This window comes from Accumulibacter sp. (genome assembly GCF_023806635.1).
GTDB lineage: Bacteria > Pseudomonadota > Gammaproteobacteria > Burkholderiales > Rhodocyclaceae > Accumulibacter.
In genome coordinates this window covers 1-21,738 of the sequence record NZ_JAMTDQ010000038.1, presented here as the reverse complement: position 1 = coordinate 21,738, position 21,738 = coordinate 1, and the positions used below count along the sequence as shown (strand labels likewise).

At 68.6% G+C, this 21,738-nt stretch carries 23 protein-coding genes and 1 pseudogene; 14 read left to right on the top strand and 10 right to left on the bottom strand.

Going from position 1 to position 21,738, the window contains the following annotated elements; genetic code table 11:
• Positions 1–123: 123 nt before the first annotated feature.
• Complete coding sequence (locus NFW30_RS06525; RefSeq protein ID WP_295354851.1) at positions 124–852, bottom strand: hypothetical protein; 729 nt, start codon at positions 850–852, stop codon at positions 124–126.
• Positions 853–963: 111 nt separating this feature from the next.
• Between NFW30_RS06525 and NFW30_RS06520 the strand changes: the two genes are divergently transcribed.
• Genes NFW30_RS06520 through NFW30_RS06485 form a run of 8 tightly spaced genes read left to right on the top strand, consistent with a single transcriptional unit; the run spans position 964 to position 8,195 of the window.
• Complete coding sequence (locus tag NFW30_RS06520; RefSeq protein WP_295354856.1) at positions 964–2,382, top strand: coniferyl aldehyde dehydrogenase; 1,419 nt, start codon at positions 964–966, stop codon at positions 2,380–2,382.
• Positions 2,379–2,882 carry a hypothetical protein gene (locus tag NFW30_RS06515; RefSeq protein WP_295354858.1) on the top strand — a complete coding sequence of 168 codons (504 nt, stop codon included), beginning with the start codon at positions 2,379–2,381 and terminating at the stop codon, positions 2,880–2,882. Before NFW30_RS06520 ends, NFW30_RS06515 begins: the two co-directional genes overlap by 4 nt.
• On the top strand, positions 2,882–4,489 hold the full coding sequence (locus NFW30_RS06510; protein ID WP_295354861.1) for a GMC family oxidoreductase: 1,608 nt from the start codon (positions 2,882–2,884) through the stop codon (positions 4,487–4,489). The genes NFW30_RS06515 and NFW30_RS06510 overlap by 1 nt, the downstream gene beginning before the upstream one ends.
• A 14-nt stretch (positions 4,490–4,503) precedes the next feature.
• The gene (locus tag NFW30_RS06505; RefSeq protein ID WP_295354864.1) at positions 4,504–5,427 is read left to right on the top strand and encodes an alpha/beta fold hydrolase; all 924 of its coding nucleotides are present in this window, start codon (positions 4,504–4,506) and stop codon (positions 5,425–5,427) included.
• Positions 5,424–6,224 (top strand): hypothetical protein, encoded by an 801-nt coding sequence (locus tag NFW30_RS06500; RefSeq protein WP_295371911.1) that lies wholly within the window; start codon positions 5,424–5,426, stop codon positions 6,222–6,224. The genes NFW30_RS06505 and NFW30_RS06500 overlap by 4 nt, the downstream gene beginning before the upstream one ends.
• Positions 6,221–6,487 (top strand): hypothetical protein, encoded by a 267-nt coding sequence (locus tag NFW30_RS06495; RefSeq protein WP_295354869.1) that lies wholly within the window; start codon positions 6,221–6,223, stop codon positions 6,485–6,487. The genes NFW30_RS06500 and NFW30_RS06495 overlap by 4 nt, the downstream gene beginning before the upstream one ends.
• A 7-nt stretch (positions 6,488–6,494) precedes the next feature.
• Positions 6,495–7,172 (top strand): MBL fold metallo-hydrolase, encoded by a 678-nt coding sequence (locus NFW30_RS06490; protein WP_295354872.1) that lies wholly within the window; start codon positions 6,495–6,497, stop codon positions 7,170–7,172.
• A gap of 6 nt (positions 7,173–7,178) precedes the next feature.
• The gene (locus tag NFW30_RS06485) at positions 7,179–8,195 is read left to right on the top strand and encodes an NADP-dependent oxidoreductase (protein WP_295354875.1); all 1,017 of its coding nucleotides are present in this window, start codon (positions 7,179–7,181) and stop codon (positions 8,193–8,195) included.
• A gap of 414 nt (positions 8,196–8,609) precedes the next feature.
• On the opposite strand, the gene NFW30_RS06480 is transcribed toward NFW30_RS06485, so the two are convergent.
• Both NFW30_RS06480 and NFW30_RS06475 read right to left on the bottom strand, forming a co-directional pair.
• Positions 8,610–9,884, bottom strand: a complete 1,275-nt coding sequence (locus tag NFW30_RS06480; protein WP_295354877.1) for an alpha/beta hydrolase — start codon at positions 9,882–9,884, stop codon at positions 8,610–8,612.
• A 3-nt stretch (positions 9,885–9,887) separates the two neighbouring features.
• On the bottom strand, positions 9,888–12,434 hold the full coding sequence (locus NFW30_RS06475) for a CHAT domain-containing protein (RefSeq protein WP_295354880.1): 2,547 nt from the start codon (positions 12,432–12,434) through the stop codon (positions 9,888–9,890).
• A 310-nt stretch (positions 12,435–12,744) separates the two neighbouring features.
• On the opposite strand from NFW30_RS06475, the gene NFW30_RS06470 reads away from it, so the two are divergent.
• The 5 genes from NFW30_RS06470 (at position 12,745) to NFW30_RS06450 (ending at position 15,468) form a co-directional block, all read left to right on the top strand.
• On the top strand, positions 12,745–13,104 hold the full coding sequence (locus NFW30_RS06470; protein WP_295371908.1) for a hypothetical protein: 360 nt from the start codon (positions 12,745–12,747) through the stop codon (positions 13,102–13,104).
• Between the two features lie 174 nt (positions 13,105–13,278).
• A complete protein-coding gene (locus tag NFW30_RS06465; protein ID WP_295351004.1) occupies positions 13,279–13,701 on the top strand; it encodes a hypothetical protein in 423 nt (140 codons plus the stop codon).
• A 163-nt stretch (positions 13,702–13,864) separates the two neighbouring features.
• Positions 13,865–14,629 carry an SIR2 family protein gene (locus NFW30_RS06460; RefSeq protein ID WP_295351007.1) on the top strand — a complete coding sequence of 255 codons (765 nt, stop codon included), beginning with the start codon at positions 13,865–13,867 and terminating at the stop codon, positions 14,627–14,629.
• A 114-nt stretch (positions 14,630–14,743) separates the two neighbouring features.
• Positions 14,744–14,899 carry a hypothetical protein gene (locus NFW30_RS06455; protein WP_295351010.1) on the top strand — a complete coding sequence of 52 codons (156 nt, stop codon included), beginning with the start codon at positions 14,744–14,746 and terminating at the stop codon, positions 14,897–14,899.
• A 128-nt stretch (positions 14,900–15,027) separates the two neighbouring features.
• Positions 15,028–15,468 carry a hypothetical protein gene (locus NFW30_RS06450; RefSeq protein ID WP_295351013.1) on the top strand — a complete coding sequence of 147 codons (441 nt, stop codon included), beginning with the start codon at positions 15,028–15,030 and terminating at the stop codon, positions 15,466–15,468.
• 233 nt (positions 15,469–15,701) lie between these two features.
• On the opposite strand, the gene NFW30_RS06445 is transcribed toward NFW30_RS06450, so the two are convergent.
• The gene (locus NFW30_RS06445) at positions 15,702–16,472 is read right to left on the bottom strand and encodes a hypothetical protein (protein WP_295351016.1); all 771 of its coding nucleotides are present in this window, start codon (positions 16,470–16,472) and stop codon (positions 15,702–15,704) included.
• 345 nt (positions 16,473–16,817) lie between these two features.
• Between NFW30_RS06445 and NFW30_RS06440 the strand changes: the two genes are divergently transcribed.
• Positions 16,818–17,723 (top strand): site-specific DNA-methyltransferase, encoded by a 906-nt coding sequence (locus NFW30_RS06440; protein WP_295351375.1) that lies wholly within the window; start codon positions 16,818–16,820, stop codon positions 17,721–17,723.
• Between the two features lie 61 nt (positions 17,724–17,784).
• Here the strand turns inward: NFW30_RS06440 and NFW30_RS06435 are convergent.
• From NFW30_RS06435 to cas1, 6 genes and pseudogenes are all read right to left on the bottom strand, one after another.
• Positions 17,785–18,211 (bottom strand): annotated as a pseudogene (locus NFW30_RS06435) (CRISPR-associated endonuclease Cas1).
• Between the two features lie 336 nt (positions 18,212–18,547).
• Positions 18,548–18,907, bottom strand: coding sequence for a hypothetical protein (locus NFW30_RS06430; protein WP_295351019.1), 360 nt, complete (start codon positions 18,905–18,907; stop codon positions 18,548–18,550).
• 437 nt (positions 18,908–19,344) lie between these two features.
• Entirely contained in the window at positions 19,345–19,893 is a 549-nt protein-coding gene (locus NFW30_RS06425; RefSeq protein WP_295351022.1) for a hypothetical protein, read from the bottom strand.
• A gap of 186 nt (positions 19,894–20,079) precedes the next feature.
• Positions 20,080–20,373, bottom strand: a complete 294-nt coding sequence (gene cas2 / locus NFW30_RS06420) for a CRISPR-associated endonuclease Cas2 (RefSeq protein ID WP_295351025.1) — start codon at positions 20,371–20,373, stop codon at positions 20,080–20,082.
• A complete protein-coding gene (gene cas2 / locus NFW30_RS06415) occupies positions 20,373–20,654 on the bottom strand; it encodes a CRISPR-associated endonuclease Cas2 (protein WP_295351027.1) in 282 nt (93 codons plus the stop codon). Before cas2 (NFW30_RS06415) ends, cas2 (NFW30_RS06420) begins: the two co-directional genes overlap by 1 nt.
• 2 nt (positions 20,655–20,656) lie before the next feature.
• A partial coding sequence (gene cas1, locus NFW30_RS06410; RefSeq protein ID WP_295371905.1) for a CRISPR-associated endonuclease Cas1 occupies positions 20,657–21,738 on the bottom strand: 1,082 nt, incomplete at its 5' end.

Genomic DNA, 21,738 nt, shown 5'->3' with positions numbered 1-21,738 from the left:
GACCACTTGGGGGAGGGGGGGAGGGGGAGGGGTGTGCCCCGGCGACAGAACGAATGCTACAGACTTGAACCCCCGGGATCTGTGAAATAGTTGGCCTTTTGTGTCACGACGTGTAGCGAACACTCAGGCGAACGGATCGTCGACCGCGGCGAACAGCCGCGCGAGCAGCGCACGCTCCTTGCCGTCGATCGAGTCGAGGAACTCACCGGCGGGACCCATGCAGCGAAAGGCGTTGAGACCGCGATCGAGGAACTCGTGCAGTTCGGCAAGGCCGGCGAGCTGTGCCGGAGCGCGCATCAGCCGCAGCATGGTGCCGAGCAGCGGTTTCCTGGCGACGCGGTCGAGGGCTTCGCCGGTCTGCCGGATCAGCATGACCTGCCGTTCGCGCTCGGCGCGGCAGCCGACGGCGCGGTAGGCGGCGGCATAGGCCTCTTCGTCGATGCGCTCGATCATCCCGGCGCGCTCGAGTTCCGCCACCATCGCCGAGTCCAGTTCCTCGGACAGCGCGTCGACCTCGACGGCGAGGGCGACGCTCTGCAGGGCTGAGGTCGGCAGCATGCGGATCAACAGGGGCAGGATGCGCTCGACCTCTTCGTCACGGCTGCTGAAATCCTTCGGACCGTAGAGATCGGAGAGGAAGAAACGGGCGGCGGCGCCGAACCGGGGGCTTGCCAGCAGATCGGCATGGGTGCGCGCCAGGCGCCCCGCCTGCCACTCGCGCAGGCGCAGGCGCTTCGCCGCAGCGGCCGGCTCGCTGTTCGCCTGCAGGCGCAGGCGCTTGGCCGTTTGCAGGTGCTGCCGCAGCGCTTCGGCGCACTGGTGCTTTTCGATCGAGACGCTGGCATCGTCCATGGCGGGGGATTATGCCTTGCCCGAGCCGCCCTGTTTAGAGGCCATCGCCTAACCGGTGGTCGCAGCAACGACTACACTGGCCGCTGACCGAACCTCTGCCAGGAGCCAGCCATGCCCCATCCCGAGTCGTTGGCCGACCGCTTTGCCCGCCTGCAGGCGGCAGCGCGCAGCGACCCGAATCCGCCGCACGCGCTGCGCGAGCGTCGGCTGCGCGCCCTCGGCCGCCTGCTGCTCGATCACGAGCGGGCGATCGCCGATGCTGTGCGCCAGGACTTCGGTCACCGTTCGCCGGCCGAGACACGGCTGCTCGAGATCTTCCCGAGCCATGAAGCGGTCCAGCACGCCCGGCGCCACCTGCGACGCTGGATGCAGCCGCAGGCGCGGCCGGTGTCGCTGTGGTTCCAGCCGGGCAGGGCGGAAGTGCGCCATCAACCGCTCGGTGCGGTCGGCATCATCGTCCCCTGGAACTACCCGATCTTCCTCGCCGCGGCGCCGCTGGCGGCCGCGCTGGCGGCCGGCAACCGGGCACTGGTCAAGATGTCGGAGATCACCCCGGCGACCGCCGCACTGTTCGCCGAACTCGTCGGCCGTCACTTCGCCGACGACGAGCTGTCGGTCGTCGAGGGCGACGTGACGGTGGCGCGCGAGTTCGCCGCGCTGCCCTTCGACCACCTGCTGTTCACCGGCTCGACGCCGGTCGGCCGGCAGGTCATGCAGGCGGCCGCCGGCAACCTGACGCCGGTCACCCTCGAACTCGGCGGCAAGTCGCCGGCGATCATCGGCCCGACGCTGGTCGGCAGCCCGGCCTTCGCGCATGCCGTCGAGAGGATCATCATCGGCAAGTGCCTGAACGCCGGCCAGACCTGCATCGCGCCCGACCATGTCCTGCTGCCGGCCGGGCTGGAGGATTCCTTCGTGCAGCACGCGCGCGCGGTGCTTGCCCGCTGCTACCCGGACATCGACGCCAACGCCGATTACTCGGCGATCGTCGATCAGCGGCAGTATGGCCGCCTCGCGGGCTACGTCGACGAGGCACGCGCCGCCGGCGCGACGATCGTCGATCTGCTGCCGGGTGCGACCGCCGATCCGGCGCGGCGCCACCTGCCGCCGCTGGCACTGCTCGGTGCCGACGACGGGCTGCGCGTCATGCAGGAGGAAATCTTCGGGCCGCTGCTGCCGATCATCCCCTACCGCGACCTCGGCCAGGCGATCCGCCACGTCAATGAGCGGCCGCGGCCGCTGGCGCTCTACTATTTCGACAGCGACCGCGGCAACATCGAGCGGGTCCTCGACGAGACGGTCTCCGGCGGGGTGACGATCAACGACACGATCCTGCACATCGCGCAGGAGGAACTGCCCTTCGGCGGCGTCGGCCCGAGCGGCATGGGCTGCTACCACGGCTTCGCCGGCTTCGAGACCTTCTCCGTGCGCAAGGCGGTCTTCCGGCAGTCGCGGCTGTCGGCGATCGGCCTTTTCAGGCCGCCCTACGGTGTGCTCTTCGACCGCCTGACGCGGTTTCTGCTGCGATGATCGTCAGCCGTCGCCAGTTCATCCGCACCGGCGTCGCCGGCAGCCTGCTGCTCGCCTTCTCCGGCTGGCTCAACGCTGCCGGCGAACGGCGGCTGAGCAGCGAGGAGCGGGCGATGCTGGCGGCGGTCGCCGGCGCGCTGCTCGATGGCGCCTTGCCGCCGCCTGGCGACGAGCGGCAGCGGCTGCTCGCACTCACCGTCGATGGCATCGCGCGCACGATCGCCGGCCTGTCGCTCGCCAGCCAGCGCGAGATCGGCGAACTGTTCGGGTTGCTGGTGCTGGCGCCCGGGCGAATGGTCCTCGCCGGCGTCGGCAAGCCATGGCGCGAGGCCAGCGTCGGCGACGTCAGCGAGTTCCTGGAGTCCTGGCGGACGAGCCGTCTGGCCCTGCTGCAGGGGGCCTACGGGGCGCTGCACGACCTGAGCTTCGGTGCCTGGTATGCCCGTCCCGACACCTGGGAGGCGATTGCCTACCCCGGCCCACCGCGAGGCTACTTCTGATGCACGATCCGATCCGCGCCGGCCTCGCTGCCGGCTGGAAGCACATCGACGCCGCGACCCTCGGCAAGGGGCAGACGGTCGAGGCCGACGTCGTCATCGTCGGCAGCGGTGCCGGTGGCGGCGTGACAGCGGACATCCTCAGCGCCAGCGGCCTGCGCGTCATCCTCGTCGAGGAGGGACCGCTGCGCTCGTCGAGCGACTTCCGCATGCTCGAGTCCGAGGCCTATCCGGAGCTCTACCAGGATTCGGCAGCGCGCAAGACCATGGACAAGGCGATCAACATCCTGCAGGGGCGCTGCGTCGGTGGCTCGACGACGGTCAACTGGACGAGCAGCTTCCGCACGCCACCGGAAGTCTTCGCCTTCTGGCAGCGCCATTACGGCCTGCGTCAGCTGAGTGCCGAATCGATGAGTTCCTGGTTCGCGGTGATGGAGCACAAGCTCTGGGTGCGCCCCTGGGAGACGCCGCCGAACCAGAACAACAAGGTGCTCGCCGCCGGCGGAGAGAAACTCGGCATCCCGATCGGCGCCATCAAGCGCAACGTCAAGGGCTGCTGGAACCTCGGCTACTGCGGCATGGGCTGCCCGACCAATGCCAAGCAGTCGATGCTGCTGACTACCATCCCGGCGGCGCTGAACCGGGGTGCGACGCTATACACCCGGCTGCGCGCCGAGCGCCTGCGCTTCAGCGGCGGCCGCATCAGCGCCCTCGACTGCGTCGCGCTGCGGCCAGACGGCATCCATCCCTCCGGCAAGCGGGTGCAACTGCGCGCGCGACATTTCGTCGCCGCCGCCGGCGCCATCGGCAGCCCGGCGCTGCTGCTGCGCAGCGGCGTTCCCGATCCGCATCGGCTGCTCGGCAAGCGCACCTTCCTGCACCCGGTGGTGATCTCGTCGGCGGTGATGCCGGAACGCGTCGACGCGTACGCCGGCGCGCCGCAGACGCTGTACTCGGACTTTTTCCTGCATCAGGCGGCGATCGACGGCCCGCTCGGCTTCAAGCTGGAGACGCCGCCGCTGCACCCGGTGCTGTACGCGACGACGCTGCATGGTTTCGGCGCCGCGCATGCCGCGCTGATGCGCGAGTTCACGCGCGTCAACGTCGTCCTGGCGCTGCTGCGCGACGGCTTCCATGCGGAGAGCCAGGGCGGCCAGGTGCGGCTGGGACGTGACGGCCTGCCGGTCCTCGACTACCCGCTCGGTGAGGTGATCTGGGAAGCGGCTCGGCGCGCGCTGCTGGCAATGGCCGAGATCCAGTTCGCCGCCGGCGCGCGCGCGGTGACGCCGGTGCACGAGACGGCTCCACTTTACTCGAGCTGGGCGCAGGCGAAGAAGGGGATCGCCGAACTGCCGCTGAAGCCCTTCCTCTGCCGCGTCGTCAGCGCGCACGTGATGGGCGGCTGCGGCATGGCCGACGCGCCGCAGCGCGGCGTCACCGACCACCGTGGCCGGCACTTCTGGCTCGGCAACCTGTCGATCCACGACGGCTCGCTGTTCCCGACGAGTCTCGGCGCCAATCCGCAACTGTCGATCTACGGCCTCGTGGCACGCAACGCCAGCCTGCTCGCCGCCGAGCTGTCGGGCCGGCCGCCACCGCTGATCCCCTGACCCGGAGCCGTGCCATGCTCGCCCGTGCCCTCTGCGTTGCGCTGCTGCTCGAGGTGGCGCTGTACGTCGCCATCGCGACGCAGCTCTGCGATGCCTCGCCGGCAACCGCCGCGGCTGCCGCCGTCGTCGGCATCCTCGCCGTGCGGGCGCTGCTCGTCGCGACGAGTTACGCCTTTGCGCTCGCCTGGCACTCGCCGGCACCGCGCTTGACTGCGGCGCAGGCGCTGCGCATGGTCTTCGGCGAATACGCCGCCTTTGTCCTCAGCTTCGTCCTCATCTTTCCCCTCGAGCGCTGCTGGATGGGCGCCGATCGCCTGCGCACCGCCACGGCAGGCGCGGGCCGGCTGCGAGATCCGGTCCTGCTGGTGCACGGCTACGGCTGCTCGCGTGCCGCCTGGTGGTGGCTGCGGCGGCGGCTCGAGGCGGCCGGCTGGAGCGTGGCAACGATCAGCCTCGAACCGGTCTATGCCGGCATCGACCATTACGTCGATCCGCTGACGCGGCGGATCGACGCCGTGCTGGCGCAGACCGGCGCCGAGCGCTTGCTGCTCGTCGGCCACAGCATGGGCGGGCTGGTGGCGCGCCGCTACCTGCAGCGCTGCGGCAGCGCGCGGGTGGCGAGGCTGGTGACGCTCGGCACACCGCATCAGGGCAGCCAGCTGGCCCGTATCGGCGCCGGCGACAACGCGCGCCAGATGCGTCCGCACGGCGACTGGCTGCGGGCTCTTGCCAACCCGGCGCCGCTGCTCGATACTGTGGTCATCTACAGTCCGCATGACAACTTCGTGATGCCGCAAGCGAACCTCGAGCTGCCCGGCGCGACCCATCGCGCGATCGACGGTCTCGGACATTTGGCAATGCTCTACTCACCACGCGTCGCCAGCACGCTGCTCGCTGCACTCGCCGCCGACGCCGCGGCTGCCGGCAGCCGGCGATGAACGCCCGCCTGCTGCTCGCCGGCTGCTGTCTGTCGTTTGCGCTGCCGGCAGCGCTGGCCGCCGACGAGGTGTTCGTGACCCGCGGCGCCAGCGGGCCGGTCTTTTCCGACCGACCGCAGCCTGGCGCCCGGCCGGTGCCCCTGCCACCGCTCAACGTCGTCGAGCCCGTGCCGGTCAGCCGACCGCCGGCGCCGGCCAGCGCCACGCCCGGCGAAGCAGCCGGCAAGGGCGAAGCGGCGGCCGCCAGCTACCGCCGCCTGGCGATCACCTTTCCCGAGGATGGTGGCGCCGTCGTCGCCAATACCGCGCTGTTCGAGGTCCGCCTGGCAGTCGATCCGCCGCTGCAACTCGGCGAGGGACACGCGTTCGTCGTCGCGATCAATGGCCGGCCGGTCGAACAGCGCTTCACCGCCAGCGAGTTCACCATCCCGCCGGAGTTCTGGGGCGCCACGTTGCCGCCACCCAACCAGTTCCACCAGCTCGATGCGGCAATCGTGGACAGCGCCGGGCGGGTTCTGCTGCGCGCCCGGCCGGTGACCTTCCAGCTGCGGCACGCGTCCATCGTGCCGCGGCGGCCATGGCAGCGGCCGCAGCCGCCAATCGAAGTCAAGCCGCGGCCACCGGTGGGGCTGCAGCCGTCGCCGCCGCTGCCACCACCGCTGGTGCATCCCGGCCTGCCGCCGCCAATGCCCTCGGCGCCACCACTCGCCACCACGCCAGCGCCGCCACCGCCGCCGGCAGTGGTGCATCCCGGCCTGCCGCCGCCGACGCCGCAGAGTGGTTGGCCGTCACGATGATGTCCGGCAGCAGCGCAGCGCACGGCAACTGCACGCGCGCCATCCGGATGGCTCTCGCCGGCGACTGGCAGCAGGCGCACGCCATCGTCCAGGATCTGGACGACCCGCTGGCGTGCTGGATCCATGCGATCCTGCACAAGATCGAGGGCGATGCGTGGAACAGCCGCTACTGGTACGGGCGCAGCGGCGGCCACCAATACCAGGATCACGCCGACGCCCGCAGCGAACTCCTCGCCGCACTCGCCGAGGCCGACAGGGAATAATCATCCGATGGGACCACAAACGCGCTTCATCACCTCCGAGATCTGCCAGGTCGGCGGTCCGGGGCAGACCGACCAGAGCGACGCGGCGATCTATCTCGTCCACTTCGCCGACTCCGCCGTGCTGATCGACGCCGGCAGCGGGCGCGCCGGCGAGCGCGTGCTGATGAACATCGAGGCCGCCGGCGTGCAGCCGGAGCAGGTCGAAGCGCTGCTGCTGACGCACTGCCACTATGACCATAGCGGCGGCGCCGCCGAGTTCCGCCGGCGGTTCGGCTGGCAGGTGGCGATTCACGAGCTCGAGGCCGCCTGGCTCGAAGCCGGCGACAGCCAGGTCAGCGCCGCCTGCTGGTATGGTGACCACCTGACGCCGTGCCCGGTCGACCGCCGCCTCGCCGGCGGCGACCGCATCCTCCTCGCCGGCCGCCCGCTCGAGGTGGTCCATATCCCCGGCCACTCGCCCGGATCGATCGCCTTCGTCGTCGACTCCGACGATCGCCGCGTCGTCTTCGCGCAGGACGTGCACGGGCCGATCCACGCCGCGCTGCGCTCGAGCGTCAGGGACTACCGGGCATCGCTGCGCAAGCTGCTGGCGCTCGAAGCCGACATCCTCTGCGAGGGCCACTACGGTATCTTCGTCGGGAAGGCGAAGGTCGCCAGCTTCATCGAGCGCTTCATCGATGGCTGAGCGAGCGTGACGCGCAACCGGCAGATTCTCCTCGTTGCGCGCCCGCTCGGTGCAGTCGCAGCGGACAACTTCCGGCTCGTCGAGACGGAGTTGCCCGCGCTCGCCGACGGACAGGTGCTCGTGCGCCACCACTACCTCAGCCTCGACCCCTACATGCGCGGCCGCATGGATGCCGGCGAGAGCTACGCCGAGCCGCAGGCGCTCGGCGAAGTGATGATCGGCGGCACCGCCGGCGAGATCGTCGCCTCACGCAGCGACCGCCACCGCGTCGGCGAACGGGTCGTCGGCATGGGCGGCTGGCAGGAATACCAGATCGTCGATGGCGAGTGCCCTGGTGCACTGCGCCGCGTCGACAGCACGCTGATCCCGCTGTCGGCTTACCTCGGCGCCGTCGGCATGCCTGGCGTCACCGCCTGGTACGGCCTGCAGCAACTGATCGCGCCGCGGCCTGGCGAGACGATCGTCGTATCGGCCGCCAGTGGCGCCGTCGGCAGCGCCGTCGGCCAGCTCGCCCGACTGCGCGGCTGCCGCGCGGTCGGCATCGCCGGCGGGCCGGAGAAATGCCGCGCCGCCGTCGAGGAGTTCGGCTTCTCTGCCTGCATCGACCACCGGCTGCATGGCGACACCCGCTCGCTTGCCGCGGCCGTCGCCGCAGCCTGCCCGGACGGCGTCGACGGCCACTTCGAGAACGTCGGCGGCAGAGTCCTCGACGCCGTCCTGCGTCGCTGCAACCCCTTCGCCCGCATCGCCATCTGCGGCCTGATCGCCGGCTACGATGGCCAGGCGATACCGCTTCGCGAGCCACAACTGATCCTGCTGCGACGGCTGAAACTGCAGGGCTTCATCGTCAGCGAGCACCTCGACTTCTGGCCGCAGGCGCTGCGCGAACTCGGCGAGCTCTTCACGAGCGGCCGGCTGCGCCATCGCGAGAGCATCGTGCATGGAATCGAGAACGCCGCGGCGGCGTTCATCGGCCTGCTGCACGGGCAGAACTTCGGCAAGCAACTGGTCCGCCTGGTCTGAGCGCCGCTCGCTGCGGCAGACGCCGTGGCCGGCCGTGCACTGCGCACCCGGGCACCATGCTCCTGCTGGGCCTGACGATGGCCGGTCTTGCCGCCACCCGTCGTCGCCAGTAAGCGTCCTTCTGCGCCGCGATTGAGCTGGCCGGGTCGGCTTCCGAACCGGCCGCTTTCGTCTTCGGGCGGCCACCGCGAATGGGGTGCGCCGATGCGACAGGGCCACAGCCAGGAATGAGCCATGCGCAGGAGGCTGCCCGCAGGAACGGGCAGGAGGCGCTGCGAACGGCTCCCCTCCCTGCAAGCGGCGAACGGCGCCGACGCGGAGGAGGCTGCAGCGGACGACCCGAGGGCACCGGTGTCAACGTGGAAAGTACCAGTAGCGCGGCCGATCGGACTGCGCGAGACCACGCTGCGATGCCTACAGTCCGGCGCCGACGAGGACGCCGATGTCGGTCAGCAGGCTGCGCCGGTCGGCGAAATAGCCGTGCCCGAGCCCGAGCCCGAGCACGCTCGTATCGACCGCCGTCGCGTCGATGGTCTCGAGGCCGTCGGTGGTGAAGGGTGTGCCGTCGATGGCGCCGACGCGCTCGGCCCGGTGCAGCAGCGCGGAGAAGAACAGCGCCCGGTCACGTTGCGAGGCGTAGGAAGTGTAGTTCGCGCCGGCGTCGCGGATGCGCGGAAACTGCTGCCGGAAGAGATCGACCTGGATGTCGGCGGCGACGAAGAGGACCTGTGCCAGCTTGCGGTTCGGCCAGGCGTCGCCGGCCAGGGCGTGCAGCAGGACGCGGTTGCCCATGCTGTGCGCCAGCAGGTGCACCTGGCTCCACGGGCCGTCGGCGAGTGACCCGAGGAAGCCGCGGAACGCATGCGCCGAGAGCAGCGCGCGCTCCTCGTCGGCGCCGTAGCCGAGCAGCGAGCCGCACGATGGCCAACTGAAGAGCACGACGCGGCCGCGAAAGCGGAGATCGAAAGCCAGTTGCGCCGCACGCCGTGCGGCCTCCTCGAAGCTGACGTTGTAGCCGTGGGTGAACAGCAGCAGGCCGTTGGCCGCCTCTGGCTCAGCCTCGAGCCGGCTGAGGAACGCGTTGCCCGACAATGCCTCGACTTCGCCGAGTACGACGTAACGCCGCTTGTCCTTTGGGTCGCCGATCCTGTTCCACCACGCGCGCTGCTCGACATGACCGAGACGGTGCCGATCGATCGGGATGGTGACCCGTGCCAGTCCGTACGCCAGTTCCCCGGCGGGATCGGCCGTGAAGCGCTCCTCGCCGGCGCTCGCGAGCTGCCGGTTGGTGGCGAAATGGATCTCGATCGTGCACGGCTCGGCCACGGCGGCGATGGCGGTGGCAAGCCGCGCGCTGCCGTCGCCGGCCAGGGCAGCGGCCGCGGCGCTGGCCGGCGGCGCGCAGACGGCACCGGCGCTGCCGAGTGCGCGCGTCCTGCCCGGCGCCAGTTGACTGCGGGCGATCAGCTCGCGGACGAAGGCATAGGCCGGCGTTCCCTCGAGCAGGTCGAGGAGCTCGTCAAGGATCAGCGCCACCTCGTCGCCGTTGGCAGCGGTCGCCAGGCGCCCGGCCAGGGCCGCCAGCGACGCCTGCAGCGCTGCAGAGGAATCGCCGAGGCGGATGTGGATACTGTCCCAGTTGCCGATCAGCGCGTCGAGCAACGCCAGTTGCTGCAGGTCGTTGTTCATTTTTCATTCCCTTCCACAGATGATGAACGCCGCCCAGAACCACGGCGCGGCGTACGGGCGGTGGTCCGCGGCGTAGCTGCGCAAGGCGCTGCGCGTGGCCGCCGCGAGCGGGCCGGCCGGCGGCGGCAGATCCTTCGCCTCGCGCAGCAGCGCCATCAGCTCGCCGACGGTCACCGTCCGCAGCCAGCGTTGCGCGTCGCGCAGCGCACGTGCCGGCGACTTCGCGCCGCCGGCCATTTCGCGGTAGAAGCGGCCGACGAGGAAGGCCGAGGCGACGTCGTCCACCGGCCAGAGCGAGGCGAGGACGCTGCGCGTGCCGGCGTGCAGGAAGGCGGCGGGAAAGCCGAGCGACTCGTCGGGCGTCGAGGCGACGCGCGCCATCGCCGTCTCGCAGGCCGACAGGGCGAGCAGCGCCGGCGGCCGGCCGGCGAGCGCGGGCAGCAGCGATTCGATCGTCAGCCGCTCGCCGCCGGCGAGGAAGACGCACGACTGCAGCGGGCGCTCGAGGTCGAAACGCGCGTGCGTCGCCAGGTGCAGGATGTCGACGCGGCCGAGCGCGGCGAGGACCGCCGCCGGCGTCGCCTCGTCGTTGCAAAGGAGCGCGGCCGGGGTGCCGAGCGCCTGCTGTACCCAGGCGCACTCGATGGCGGCGAAGGGCAGGTCGCACAGCGGATCGGCGACGAGCAACGCCTGCGCGGTGCCTGCGCTCGCCGGACGCGCCGCGAGCAGGGCGCCGATCGACGGCGCGTAGCGGATCACATGCTGGTCGAGCAGCCAGTGCCGATCGCCCTGGTCGTCCGTGTACCACGCCGCGTGCAACGGAAAGACACTGCTGCCGCCCTGATGCAGCCACATCAGTTCGCCGTCCGCGGCGACGCCGAGCGCCGGCAGCCGTTGCAGAAGCGGCTGCCAGAGCTCGTCGAAGAGGATGCGCCCGGTATCGTCGATCATCTGCCGCCACCCTGCCGCCTGCTCCTGCTGCTGGTGATAGGCGAGCAGCCAGCCGCCGAGCGCCGCCGCGCCGGCTTCACCGCGCTGCAGTTGCAGCAGTCGCTGACGCCCGAAGTGCGGCAGCCACACCGTCTCGCTGCCACCCGCGGCGACGATGGTGACGGCGCCGGGGTCGGCAGCGAAGTTGGCGCAGAGCAGCGCCCCGCCGGCCGGCACCAGGCCGGCGAGATCGGCGCTCGTCCAGTCGCGCCGATCGCTCCGCCAGAAGAGGGCCTTGCCGCGGTCGAGTTCGCGCAGCGCTTCGTCGACTTGCCCGAGGCGCAGCAGGCAGTGGGCGAGCAGGGCGGCTGAATCGCGGAACTCCCAGATCCGCTCCATGCGCCCGGCGACGCTGCTCGCCTCGGCGAGCGCCGCCGTCGCCTCGGCCAGCGCGGCGCGCAGCGTCGCCGCGGCCTGCTCGTAGCGCCCCGCCAGCAGCAGGCCGTCGGCGATCACCTGGCGCACGACGCGGCGGTCGCGCAGCGCTTCCGGCGCCGACAGCAGCGCCAGCGCGGCCTCGCCGTGCGCCAGCAGCGGCTCGACCTGCGCCAGGTCGCCGGCGGCGATGCCCTCGAGACAGATGTCGCTGCGGAAGCTCTCGACCGTCGCCAGCAAAGCCGGACTGAGCGCCGGGTCGATGAGCGGCGCCGCCTCGTCGCAGAGAGCGCGCGCCTCGGCCAGCGCCGCGGCGTCGCTGTGACCGGGCCGCAGGAGCACGCGCGCCAGCGCGAGCAGCGCCTCGGCCCGCAGACGCCAGCCGGCGGCCGGTCGGCAGGCGGCCAGCGCATCGCGGGCGTAGCCCTCGGCGGTGGCGAGGTTGGCCGCGGCGTCGCCGAGGCAGCGGAAGCGGTAGCACTCGCTGAGCGCCAGCCAGGTCTCGACGCGCGCGCCCGTCGCCGCGGCCGGCAACGCGGCGAGCACCTGCGCGTGGCGTGCGAGCCGGCGCTCGAGCGCGGCGCCGAAGTCGGCGTCGGGCTCCTCCTGGCAGGCGACCGCGAGCGCATTCGTCGCCCTCGCCCAGCGCTCGGGCTCGCTGGCGCGATCGATGAGCGCCGCATCCTGCTCGAGGTAGGCGACCCGCTTCTGCCAGTTGGCCCACGGGTCACCCAGCGTGTGGAACTGATACAGCGGTGCCAGGATCGCCGCGAGATACGGCCGCTCGCCGACCGCGCACTCGAGGTGCTCGATCGCCTCCTGCTGCTGCGCCGGCGTCAGCGGCGCCTGCCGCGCCAGCAGCCAGCCGATTCCTTCGTGGCACGCCAGCCAGCTCTCGCGATCACTGACCGGATCCCAGACCTCGAGCGCGTCGCGGTAGGCCGCGGCGGCTGCCGCCGGGTCGAGCTCCTCCGACAGCGAAGCGTAGCGGCTGCGGAACGCCGCCCAGCGCTGCGGCTCCGCCGACCGGTCGAGCAATCGCGCAGCTTCCGCCAGCAAGCCGCGCACCCGCTCCGCGTCGCCCTGCAGGTCGAGCGCCGCCAGTTCGGCCAGCAGCGATTGCAGCCGCTGCCGCCGATCCGCGGCGTCGCTCGTCACGCCAACCGCTGCCGCGTCATCCGCCATGTCCTGCCTCCCCGACACACCGCGTCGCGACCCGGCTGGAAAGGCCGGGCCACCCTGCATTCAGGATAGGCAATGCGGTCGTCGCAGCGCAAGGCTTCCATTGGCCGCAGGATCCGCCGCCGCGTGCGGCAATGTGGCGGTCGACTGCTGTCGCGCGCCGCGCCCGCCCGCCGGACGAGCCGGATCGCCCGGCATCGATCATCTGCTTGCCGCTGCCGCCCCGGCCTGGTTACACTGCTGCGTGCAACGAGACCTGCACGACGACGAGCGAAGACTTCCCACCCCACTCACCATTACCAGTTGAGCAGCCATGGACCTTAGCGACGACCCCCACATCGACCTGCTCCAGGACATCGAAACCGGCCTGAAGGCCGAGTATGAACGGCACCCGACCTTGACCGACACCCTGTGCATCTTCGCCCTGGAGAACGCCAAGGTGGCGGTCAAGCAGGCATTCGGCTTCGCCAGGAACGAGAAGTCCGCGCGCACCGCGGTGACCGGCGGCATCGTGGACTGGTGCGTGGAGGTCGCCAGAAAGCGCGTCGACAAGGTCGATGGCCTGACGCTGAGGGAGTTCAATGCCCGCGTCGACAAGATCATCCGCTCCGTCCGGCGACACTCGCATGACGGTCCGCGTGCCTACTACGAGTTCATCAGGAACTATGTCTGACGACGCGAAGGGCAGCGGATCGCCATCGCCGGAGCATCGTCGAGCGCACCGCCGGCGGCGATGCAGGCGACTGCTGCAGCCGAAGCCCGCGCGCATTCGCCGGCGCTGCCTGCGGCGCGGATCGAGGCGCAGCATTCGGCTGCGCGGACGCCGGGCCGGCGGGGCACTCGCGTGATGGCGACATTGGTCGCGTGTGCCACCAGCGCACGCAGGAACAAGGAAATCGGCTGCTTCCCGATCCATTCGGTTGATGGCAACCCAGAGGACGACCGTTTCGCATTTCCCGAGACGACAGATGTGTTTCACTGGCATGGCGAAAACTTCGACCTGCCAGACGGCGCCATACACCTGGCGCGCAGCGAGGGGTGCCTGCATCAGGCTTTCCAGATCGGCAGCAGCACCATGGGGCTCCAGTTTCATCTCGAGACCACGCCCGAGAGCGCTGCTGATCTCATCGCCCACTGCCAGGACGAATTGGTGGCGGATTGCTACGTTCAAAGCGAGGAGCACTTGCGGACAGTCGCGACCAACCGGTACGATGGCATCAATGTGCTGATGGCTACCGTACTCGATTACCTCACACGCGATGTCGCCTGACCGCGCGATTGACTGATGAGCAGCGACAGGCGTCCGGTCCCCGATGCGGTCCGCTTCGCGCACTCGAGCCGAAGACCAGCCACAGGCTGCCTGCCATTGCGCGCAGCGTCGCTCGCCCGGCCGGCGGCCAGAGAAGGTTTTCGACGCGAGATCGGAGGACGATATGCAAATCAAGGCGACACTCGTTGATGCGGTGCGCAACAGACAGGCGGTCCTTTTCGCTGGCGCGGGCATTTCATGGCAAGCGATCGGTTTCGGCGGTCTGCACATCCGCGACCAACTGGGCATGCAGATCGCGCGGGATTATCCCGGGTACGACTATCGCAGCCGTTCCGTTGAAGAGGTCTGTGACGAGTACCTGGTGCTGAATGACCGGATCGCCCTGGTCGACCGCCTGGCGGCGCTCATCCCGCAGGACAGGATTCCTCAGCCGAGCCATGTCGCAGCCGTCAAGTCCTTTCGCTTCATCGTCACCACGAACTGGGATCTTCTCTTCGAGTCGGCCTATCGACAGATCAGCCAGCATTACCAGGTACTCGCGCAAGACGCGGATGCACCCATGTTCAGCTACGACCAGCACAATCTGCTGAAGATGCACGGGTCGGCCGATCGTCCGGTTTCCCTCGTCGCCACCACGGAAGATTACGAGAACTACCCGGAAACACATGCCAGACTCCTGGACAAGGTCGCTGACCTCCTGCAGAACAATACGGTGCTCTTTGTCGGCTACGGTCTGCGCGATGAGCATGTCCGGCGCCTGCTCTCGCAGATTCGCCGCCAGCGTCAGCAATGGACACGCAAGGCCTTCGCCGTCGGCTTCTTCGATGAGGTCAGAACGAAGCTGCTGGCCAGTCGGCAGATCGAAGTGATCGATGCGGACGCGGACGAATTTCTCGTCGAACTGATGAAACAGGCCGGCATCTGCTGACGGAGGAGCGAACATGGCTGACCAGCGACGCTGCCTCGCCCGGCCGCTGCGGACAGACCCCGGGCTGCCGTTCGGATCGCCGTGCACCGCACCATGAAAGGACGAGAGAGCGGAATGGCGGCCGAGGACTGCTGGGCGAGTTTCTTCGACCCCGATGTCGCGATGGCTCTCCTCGCTGGTGCGGCTGATGCGCCGGGAAATGTCGTCGAGTTCGGCTGTGGCTATGGCGCCTTCACGATACCAGTCGCGCGACGTGCGTCGGGTCTCTAGACGGCCCTCGATACTGAAGCCGAAGCCGTCGTCGCGTGTGCGCCGGCGCTGCCCGCGGCGCGGATCGAGGCGCACGCTGCGCGGACGCCGGGCCAGCGGGGGCTCCCTTGATGGCGGGCCAGGCGGCAATGGAATCCCCCAACCTGGGCTTCCGTTTCTTCGTCGTCGGCGGCGACCACTCGGTCAGCAGGCTGTCGCAGCGTTCCTACACCGATTTCTGCATGAAGCGCCGGCCGTCGCTGCAGTGCTTTGCCGGTTCGACGATCAACGTCGCGACGGTGATCTACACGCTGGAGAACCGGAAGCCGAAGCAGATCGTCCGCATCGACTACGTTCGTGTCCGCGTCGACAGCGAAGGGGCGCCCGATCAGGCGCAGAAGGACGAGAATCTGCGCCTGATTGCCAATCACGTCGGGAAGCTCCTTGGCGACGAAGATCCGGACGACACCGCGGACAACGTCGTCAGCGCGGTGCGCCAGTTCGACCAACGGCGCTGGGCACGACTGCACCCGGGTCCGGCGCTCAAACGGATACTGGAGATCCTCGTCGGTGGCCGGCAGGCGGTGTGATGCTGCGGCCATCTGGACGCGAGGGCCGCTAGGGCGACCAACGGGACGCCGGTACGTCCGGTGGTCAGCAGGAACTCCACCCGGCCCAGGGCGCCCAGATTTCCGGCTTTGCCCGAACCCAGGCGGCCGACCTCGAACGGCTTCAATGCCAGCATGAATTGCCGCTTGAATTCGCTGGCGGTCTTGCAGCGCACGGCATTGGCTTCCGAGCGCCCATACAGGTTCCTGGCCCGTCAGGACGACGAGCGCGGGGATGAACGCAGAGGTGGCCCCGCTTTGGCATCGCGCATCTTGGCCGCTTGTGAAGCAATCGTCATTCGCTTCCCACCATCCTCTGTCCTGAACCAACGGACAGCCACGACGAAGTCGCTGGTCCAAAACTCATTGGCGTCCATGGCCACCGGTTGCAATGTCGCCATCTCTCCTGCGTTTCCCCCAGGCAGCAGCCAGCGCCCGAGGGTGTACATGTAGCGGTCCCACTTGCCAGTCGAAGGCTGCATCGAAACCGCAAGAATGTCGAAGTCGCCGTAACGATATGGTCGCGTCTGATTTTTCTCGCCATCAGTGCCAGTGCGTGTCTTTTGAGTTTCGACAATGAACGCGGCATCGCCAAAGCCGTAGCGCTCGCCGCGCTTGACGACAGGGGCTCCGCGCTCGCTGCGCTGCAGCTTGACTTGGACCGTCACGGCCCCTTGGCCGTCGTCCACCTTATAGTCGAATGCGAAGTTGCCAGCGGGCGTAACGTCGTGCCAGCCCGCGACCACAAGTGGAACAATAACGAATTGCCGAAAAGCAGCGTCTGCGATGACGCCCCGCAACATCCGCCGGGTCAACTCCGGCGCCCGATGCACCGCTTCGAGGATCATCTCTGCCGGCGCACCGATGACCTCCTCGAACTCATGAATCAAATGCCGCGCACGCAACTCGCGGAACAGCGCTGCCACTTCTTCCGGGGTACATTGCGCGATAAGCTCCCGGATCGCTACGAGCGCTGCTTCACTCATGGCTGGCACCCCTCGGTCTGCCCGCAGGGTTGGGCTCAAAGGCCACGACGTCCGCGCGGCTGACGAAGGTGCGGCCACCGACTGTCAGGGTACGAAGGCGCCTGCCGTTGACCAACTTCGCTATAGCCTGGCGGGTCACATGGCGCAGTCGCGCAGCCTCGGCTTGTGTGATCCACTCGTCAGGATCGATCGCAGCCGACGATAAATAGGTTGACATTGACAACTATTTTGTTGGTACAATGGAAGCCAGCATGTTACAACGAGTTCGAGACTCCCATGAACAAGCTCCTTGACCCACCACAGCCCAGCCTGTTCGCTCCTGCACACGAGCACCCGAGTCGGCTGATGCCGAGCGTCGAGCCCTTCTATCAGACGCCCTCCGGTGCCGCCTATCTTGGCGACTCACGCGAGCTGCTGAAAGGCATACCTGCCGCCTCGGTCAATCTTGTCTTCACTTCGCCGCCGTACGCCCTCCACTTCAAGAAGGCGTACGGTAACGTCAGCAAATGCGACTACGTCGACTGGTTCCTGACGTTCGCGCGAGAGATTCATCGCGTGCTCACCGATGACGGCAGTTTCGTCTTGAACATCGGGGGTAGCTGGAATCCGGGGCAACCCACGCGCTCGCTGTACCACTTCAAGCTGATGATCGCCCTCGTGGAGGAACTCGGCTTTTACCTTGCTCAAGAGTGCTACTGGTACAACCCGGCAAAGATGCCGGTACCGGCGGAATGGGTGACGGTGCGCCGCGTGCGGGTCAAGGACTCGGTCGAGCACGTGTGGTGGCTGTCGAAGACTCCGTTCCCGAAGGCGGACAACCGGAAAGTCTTACGCCCATACAGCCCAGACATGCTGCGCCTCGCCAAGCGAGGCGTGAAGAGCGCTGTCCGCCCGTCCGGTCACAACATCACGGCGTCATTCGACAGGATCGAGTCCGGCGGTTCCATTCCTTCGAACGTATTGGAAGACCAATACGCAAACGAAATGCTGATCGCTGGCAACAACTCGGCCAACGATGCGTACACCATGCGCTGCAAGGAGTCGGGCGTAAAGATTCATCCCGCCCGCTTCCCTGCCGCGCTGCCCGAGTTTTTTCTCAAGTTGCTTACGGAAGAAGGCGATCTGGTCCTGGACCCGTTCGCCGGATCGAACACGGCTGGCGCCGTCGCAGAGCGCTTTGGCCGCCGCTGGATCGCTCTGGAACTCATCGAGGAGTATCTTGCGGCAAGCAAATTCAGGTTTGGCGGGTAAGGCATCAGCCCATGCGTGCCGCACTGACGGCCAACGAATGGAGTGGATCGTGCCTCGTGAGTCAGAGCAAAGCGTGCCGGAATTCCTCGACCGGCAGGCCGCGGCCGAGCGACAGTGCATCGTCGCGGTCCACCGGCGCCAACACGCACAACGCCACGCGGTCCTCGGCGGCATCGATCGCAGCCGCCAGGCGCTGCTGCTCGCGCCAGTCGAGCCAGCCTTCGAAGATGCTCTCCTGCGCGCGGCAGGCAAAGGCCACCAGCGCCGGGTGGCCGTCGTCCGCCGCGTGCAGGCTGCCGAGACAGGGATCGAGCCCGCGCTCGGCGACCAGCGTCAGCAGGTTGTGGAAGAGCACCGTGTAGCCGTAGGAGAGCCGCGTTCACCGGGTCGCCCGGCGGTTGCCGGCAGCGGCCGGGGAACGACCAGCACGCGCGCAGCAGCCCGGCGAAGGCGGCGAAACTGGCCCGGGCCGCCGCCCCCTGCAGCATGAACGTCGCGTCGCGCGCCCGCAGCGTCCGCCGCACGGCAAATCTCACCGCGCCCTGATCGCTGGCGAGAACCTGATCGACCTTCTCGAGCGGCACGCTGCGCAGTTCATCGCCGTTCTTCGGCGCCAGCAGCCGGCCGCCGTCGATGCGCAGGTAGGTTCCCGGATCGGAATACGCCTGGCACCGGCCCTGGCCGACAAACCCGTGCTTCATGGCGACAACGGCACCACCCTGAATGGCAGCATGCGCTCACGCGACAACTGGCTCGACATTCACCACGGTCTCCAGGGCGGCCGGCTGGAGCGCCGGTGTGGTGATCTGAGCCCCGCCGACAGGTCAAGGCTCTTCTTGTGTGCCCGCCGGCGATTTGCGGAGCGCGACTTCAGCCCAGAGGGCTTTGCCAAACGCCTTCCAGGCTGGACCTCCGTGGCATTCGAATCCCACACCAGCACATTCCTCCATCGTCTTGAGCATGATGCCGGCAAGACCGAACAGATCAACCTTGGCCATGAGCTTGCGGTCGATCGGGCTGGTAGCGGCAAGCCTGATCTCGGCAGCGGACTGGTCAAGCGCTTCCCGTGCCAGAGCACGCACCTGGACGTCATCCGTCCAGTCGATGCCGAGAATGATCCCCTTCCGCTCAATTTCGAGCTCAATCTCCCTGGTCTGTTCAGTGTAATTCTCGAAACCGGCCATCGTATCCTCCTTCGCTCGTGGTATGCGAGACGCGAATCATCGCCATCACCGCCTTCACTGAAATCATCCTGGCAAGAGGCGGCGGAGTGGACCGCAGAAAGGCCTTCGGCTGTTTCCTGCACCGATGGCGCATGTGAGCGGGCAGCGCTCAGCAGGTGACATGGAACAAGCCGATGGCTCTGCCCTTGGTCTTGTCATAGGCCCTGGTCGCCTGTGGCGTCGCCTCGAGAACCACGCGGCAGTCATGGTCGGCAAATACTCCTCGCAGCAGCGTTGCCGAAGAGCGTCATCAGAACCGTGGTCACCGGGAACGGCGGCGGGGCGATTGCCGCTCAGTGCTTCCGCTTGCAGCGGTGGGTGGATTCAGTGACCGGCCTGGTGGCACTGAATTGGCCATACTGTCACCGTTTTTCGTCACCGTTTTTCCAGTCAAGCAGTCAGCCTGCCTTGGGTGCCTGCGCGCTGTACAGCTCGCCCAGCAAGCGAACCAGCACGAACAGCAGGTTATTCGTTATCTGGACGGCGCGCGTGCGCTCCTTCTTCCAGGAAGCGTACTTCAATACTTCATTCTCGAGGTGCTTCAACAACGCAAGTTGCACATTCGCCTCCATGCTTCTCGTGACGAATCGCTCCTGCAGCCGATCCCTGAATCGCTCATCCATCGAGATTTCCTTGGTCAGCGACTTGAGTTCGGCGTCAATCAACGCCAAGCGCCTGAACACCCAGTCTTCTTCGTTCTCGATCTTCGGAGGCTTGCCGAAAGCCCGATCAAAAACCCACACCACATCGCATGACAAATCCAGATAAAGGTTCGCCATGTCCTTGTTGATGGATGCGATGGCGTCGCTGGGCTCGCCATAAATGACGCGATACACACCGGGGTGTTCCGTTTCAAGCCCGTCGAGCATCGCGACGACCACGTGCTCCGCCGCGTTTCTTCCCTGCGAAACGATATCCAGGACTTCCGCTTCGTCGAGAGTTCTCATCAATTTGCAGTCACTCCGACTCCGGGACGTGCATGTACGTCCATGTTTCAAGGAATGGTTGAGGGGCCTGGCATCTACCCAGAATCCCCACCGTAATTCGGCGGCATTATCGCCATCTTGCGGCTCGTCGTCCACACGCCCCCCTTGTGATCGCCAGCGGGCCGTGCGTGCACGCGGCTTCGATCGTCAGAGCAGCGCGTGCCGGAAGTCATCGACCGGCAGGCCGCGACCGAGCGAGCGCACATCGCCGCGGTCCACCGGCGCCAGCACGTAGAAGGCGACGCGGTCGCTGCTGGCGTCGATCGCCGCCGCCAGCCGGGCGCGCAGCGCGCGGCGCTCGCCGCGGTCGAGCCAGCCTTCGAAGACACTCTCCTGCGCGCGGCTGGCGAAGGCTTCGAGGACGCGCACGACACGCCGCCGCCGGCGTACGTCGGCGATGTCGAAGCAGACGACGGTGAAGCCGGGCGGAGCTTCGTCCATCAGCCGATCCAGTACGCCGCCGGCCGCGGCGCAGGCGGCTGATCGCCGAGCGTCTCGCGCCGCGAACGATCGCGCAGCGCCAGCGGATACGCGCGTACGGCGTCGGCCGCCGGCTCGATGACCGCCGCCACCTCGGCGAGCAGCGCGTGCAGCTCGGTGCCGCTCAGCCAGGCCTCGAAGACGCTCTCCTGCACGCGCTCGGCGCGCCTTCCGAGCACCCCCGCCAGCCGCCGCCGGCGGCGGTCGTCGGCGACGTCGTAGACGATCACCCAGAGCCGCATCGTCAGCGCGCCATGAACGGGCGATAGGCCGGCGCCTCGCCGCGCAGGACCTCGATCCAGTGCGCCACCTGCGCCCGCATCGCCCGCCGGTAGTCGCCGTCGGGGCCGCCGAGCGGATGCCCGACGGCGCTCTGCAGCTTGGCTTCCAGCGCGGCGATGAAGGCCTTGCGCAGCGGCAGCCCGATGCGGCAGCCGGTGTCCGCGCCGATGACGAAATCGCCGTCGCCAATGTCGTCGCTGCCGAGCAGCCGCAGCACCACCGTGTCGACGACCAGCGCGCGGAACTCCTCCATCAGGTCCGAGACCAGCGCCGGATGGCCGTTGTGCGCCGCGTGCAGGCTGCCGAGATAGGGATCGAGCCCGCGCTCGGCGACCAGCGTCAGCAGGTTGTGGAAGAGCACCGCGTAGCCATACGAGAGCAGCGCGTTCACCGGGTCGCCCGGCGGCTGCCGGCAGCGGCCGGGGAACGACCAGCGCGCGGGCAGCAGGCCGGCGAAGGCGGCGAAATAGGCGCGCGCCGCCGCCCCCTCGACGCCGCGCAGCGCATCGAGATCGGCCGCGCGCAGCGCGTGCGCCTGCATCTCGTGCAGCGCCTCGTCGGCCGGCGACTCGCCGCCGGCGCGGAAGCGGTAATGCCGGCGCAGCAGCAGGCGGCCGTTGGCGATCTTGCCGGCGACGATGGCGCGCGCCGCGGCGAGACAGAAGGCGGCATCCTCGCTGCGGCGATACTGGCTGCGGCGCAGGTCGACGCGACTGTCGGCGGCGCTCAGCAGCAGCCCCGGCGGCTCGCTCGCCGTCCCCTGCAGCATGAAGGTCGCGCCGCGCGCCAGCAGCGCCCGCAGCACGGCAAAGCTCACCGCGCCCTCATCGCTGGCGAGAACCTGGTCCACCTTCTCCAGCGGCACGCTGAGCAGCTCGTCGCCGTTCTTCAGCGCCAGCAGCCGGCCGCCGTCGATGCGCAGGTAGGTTCCCGGCTCGGCCAGGTAGAGCGTGCGCAGCAGTGGCGGCGGCGCGTCGTCGTGGCGCACGCCGCCACCCGGCGGCCGCGGCCGCGCGCGCGCGCCGTGCCCGGCGTGCCTCGCCG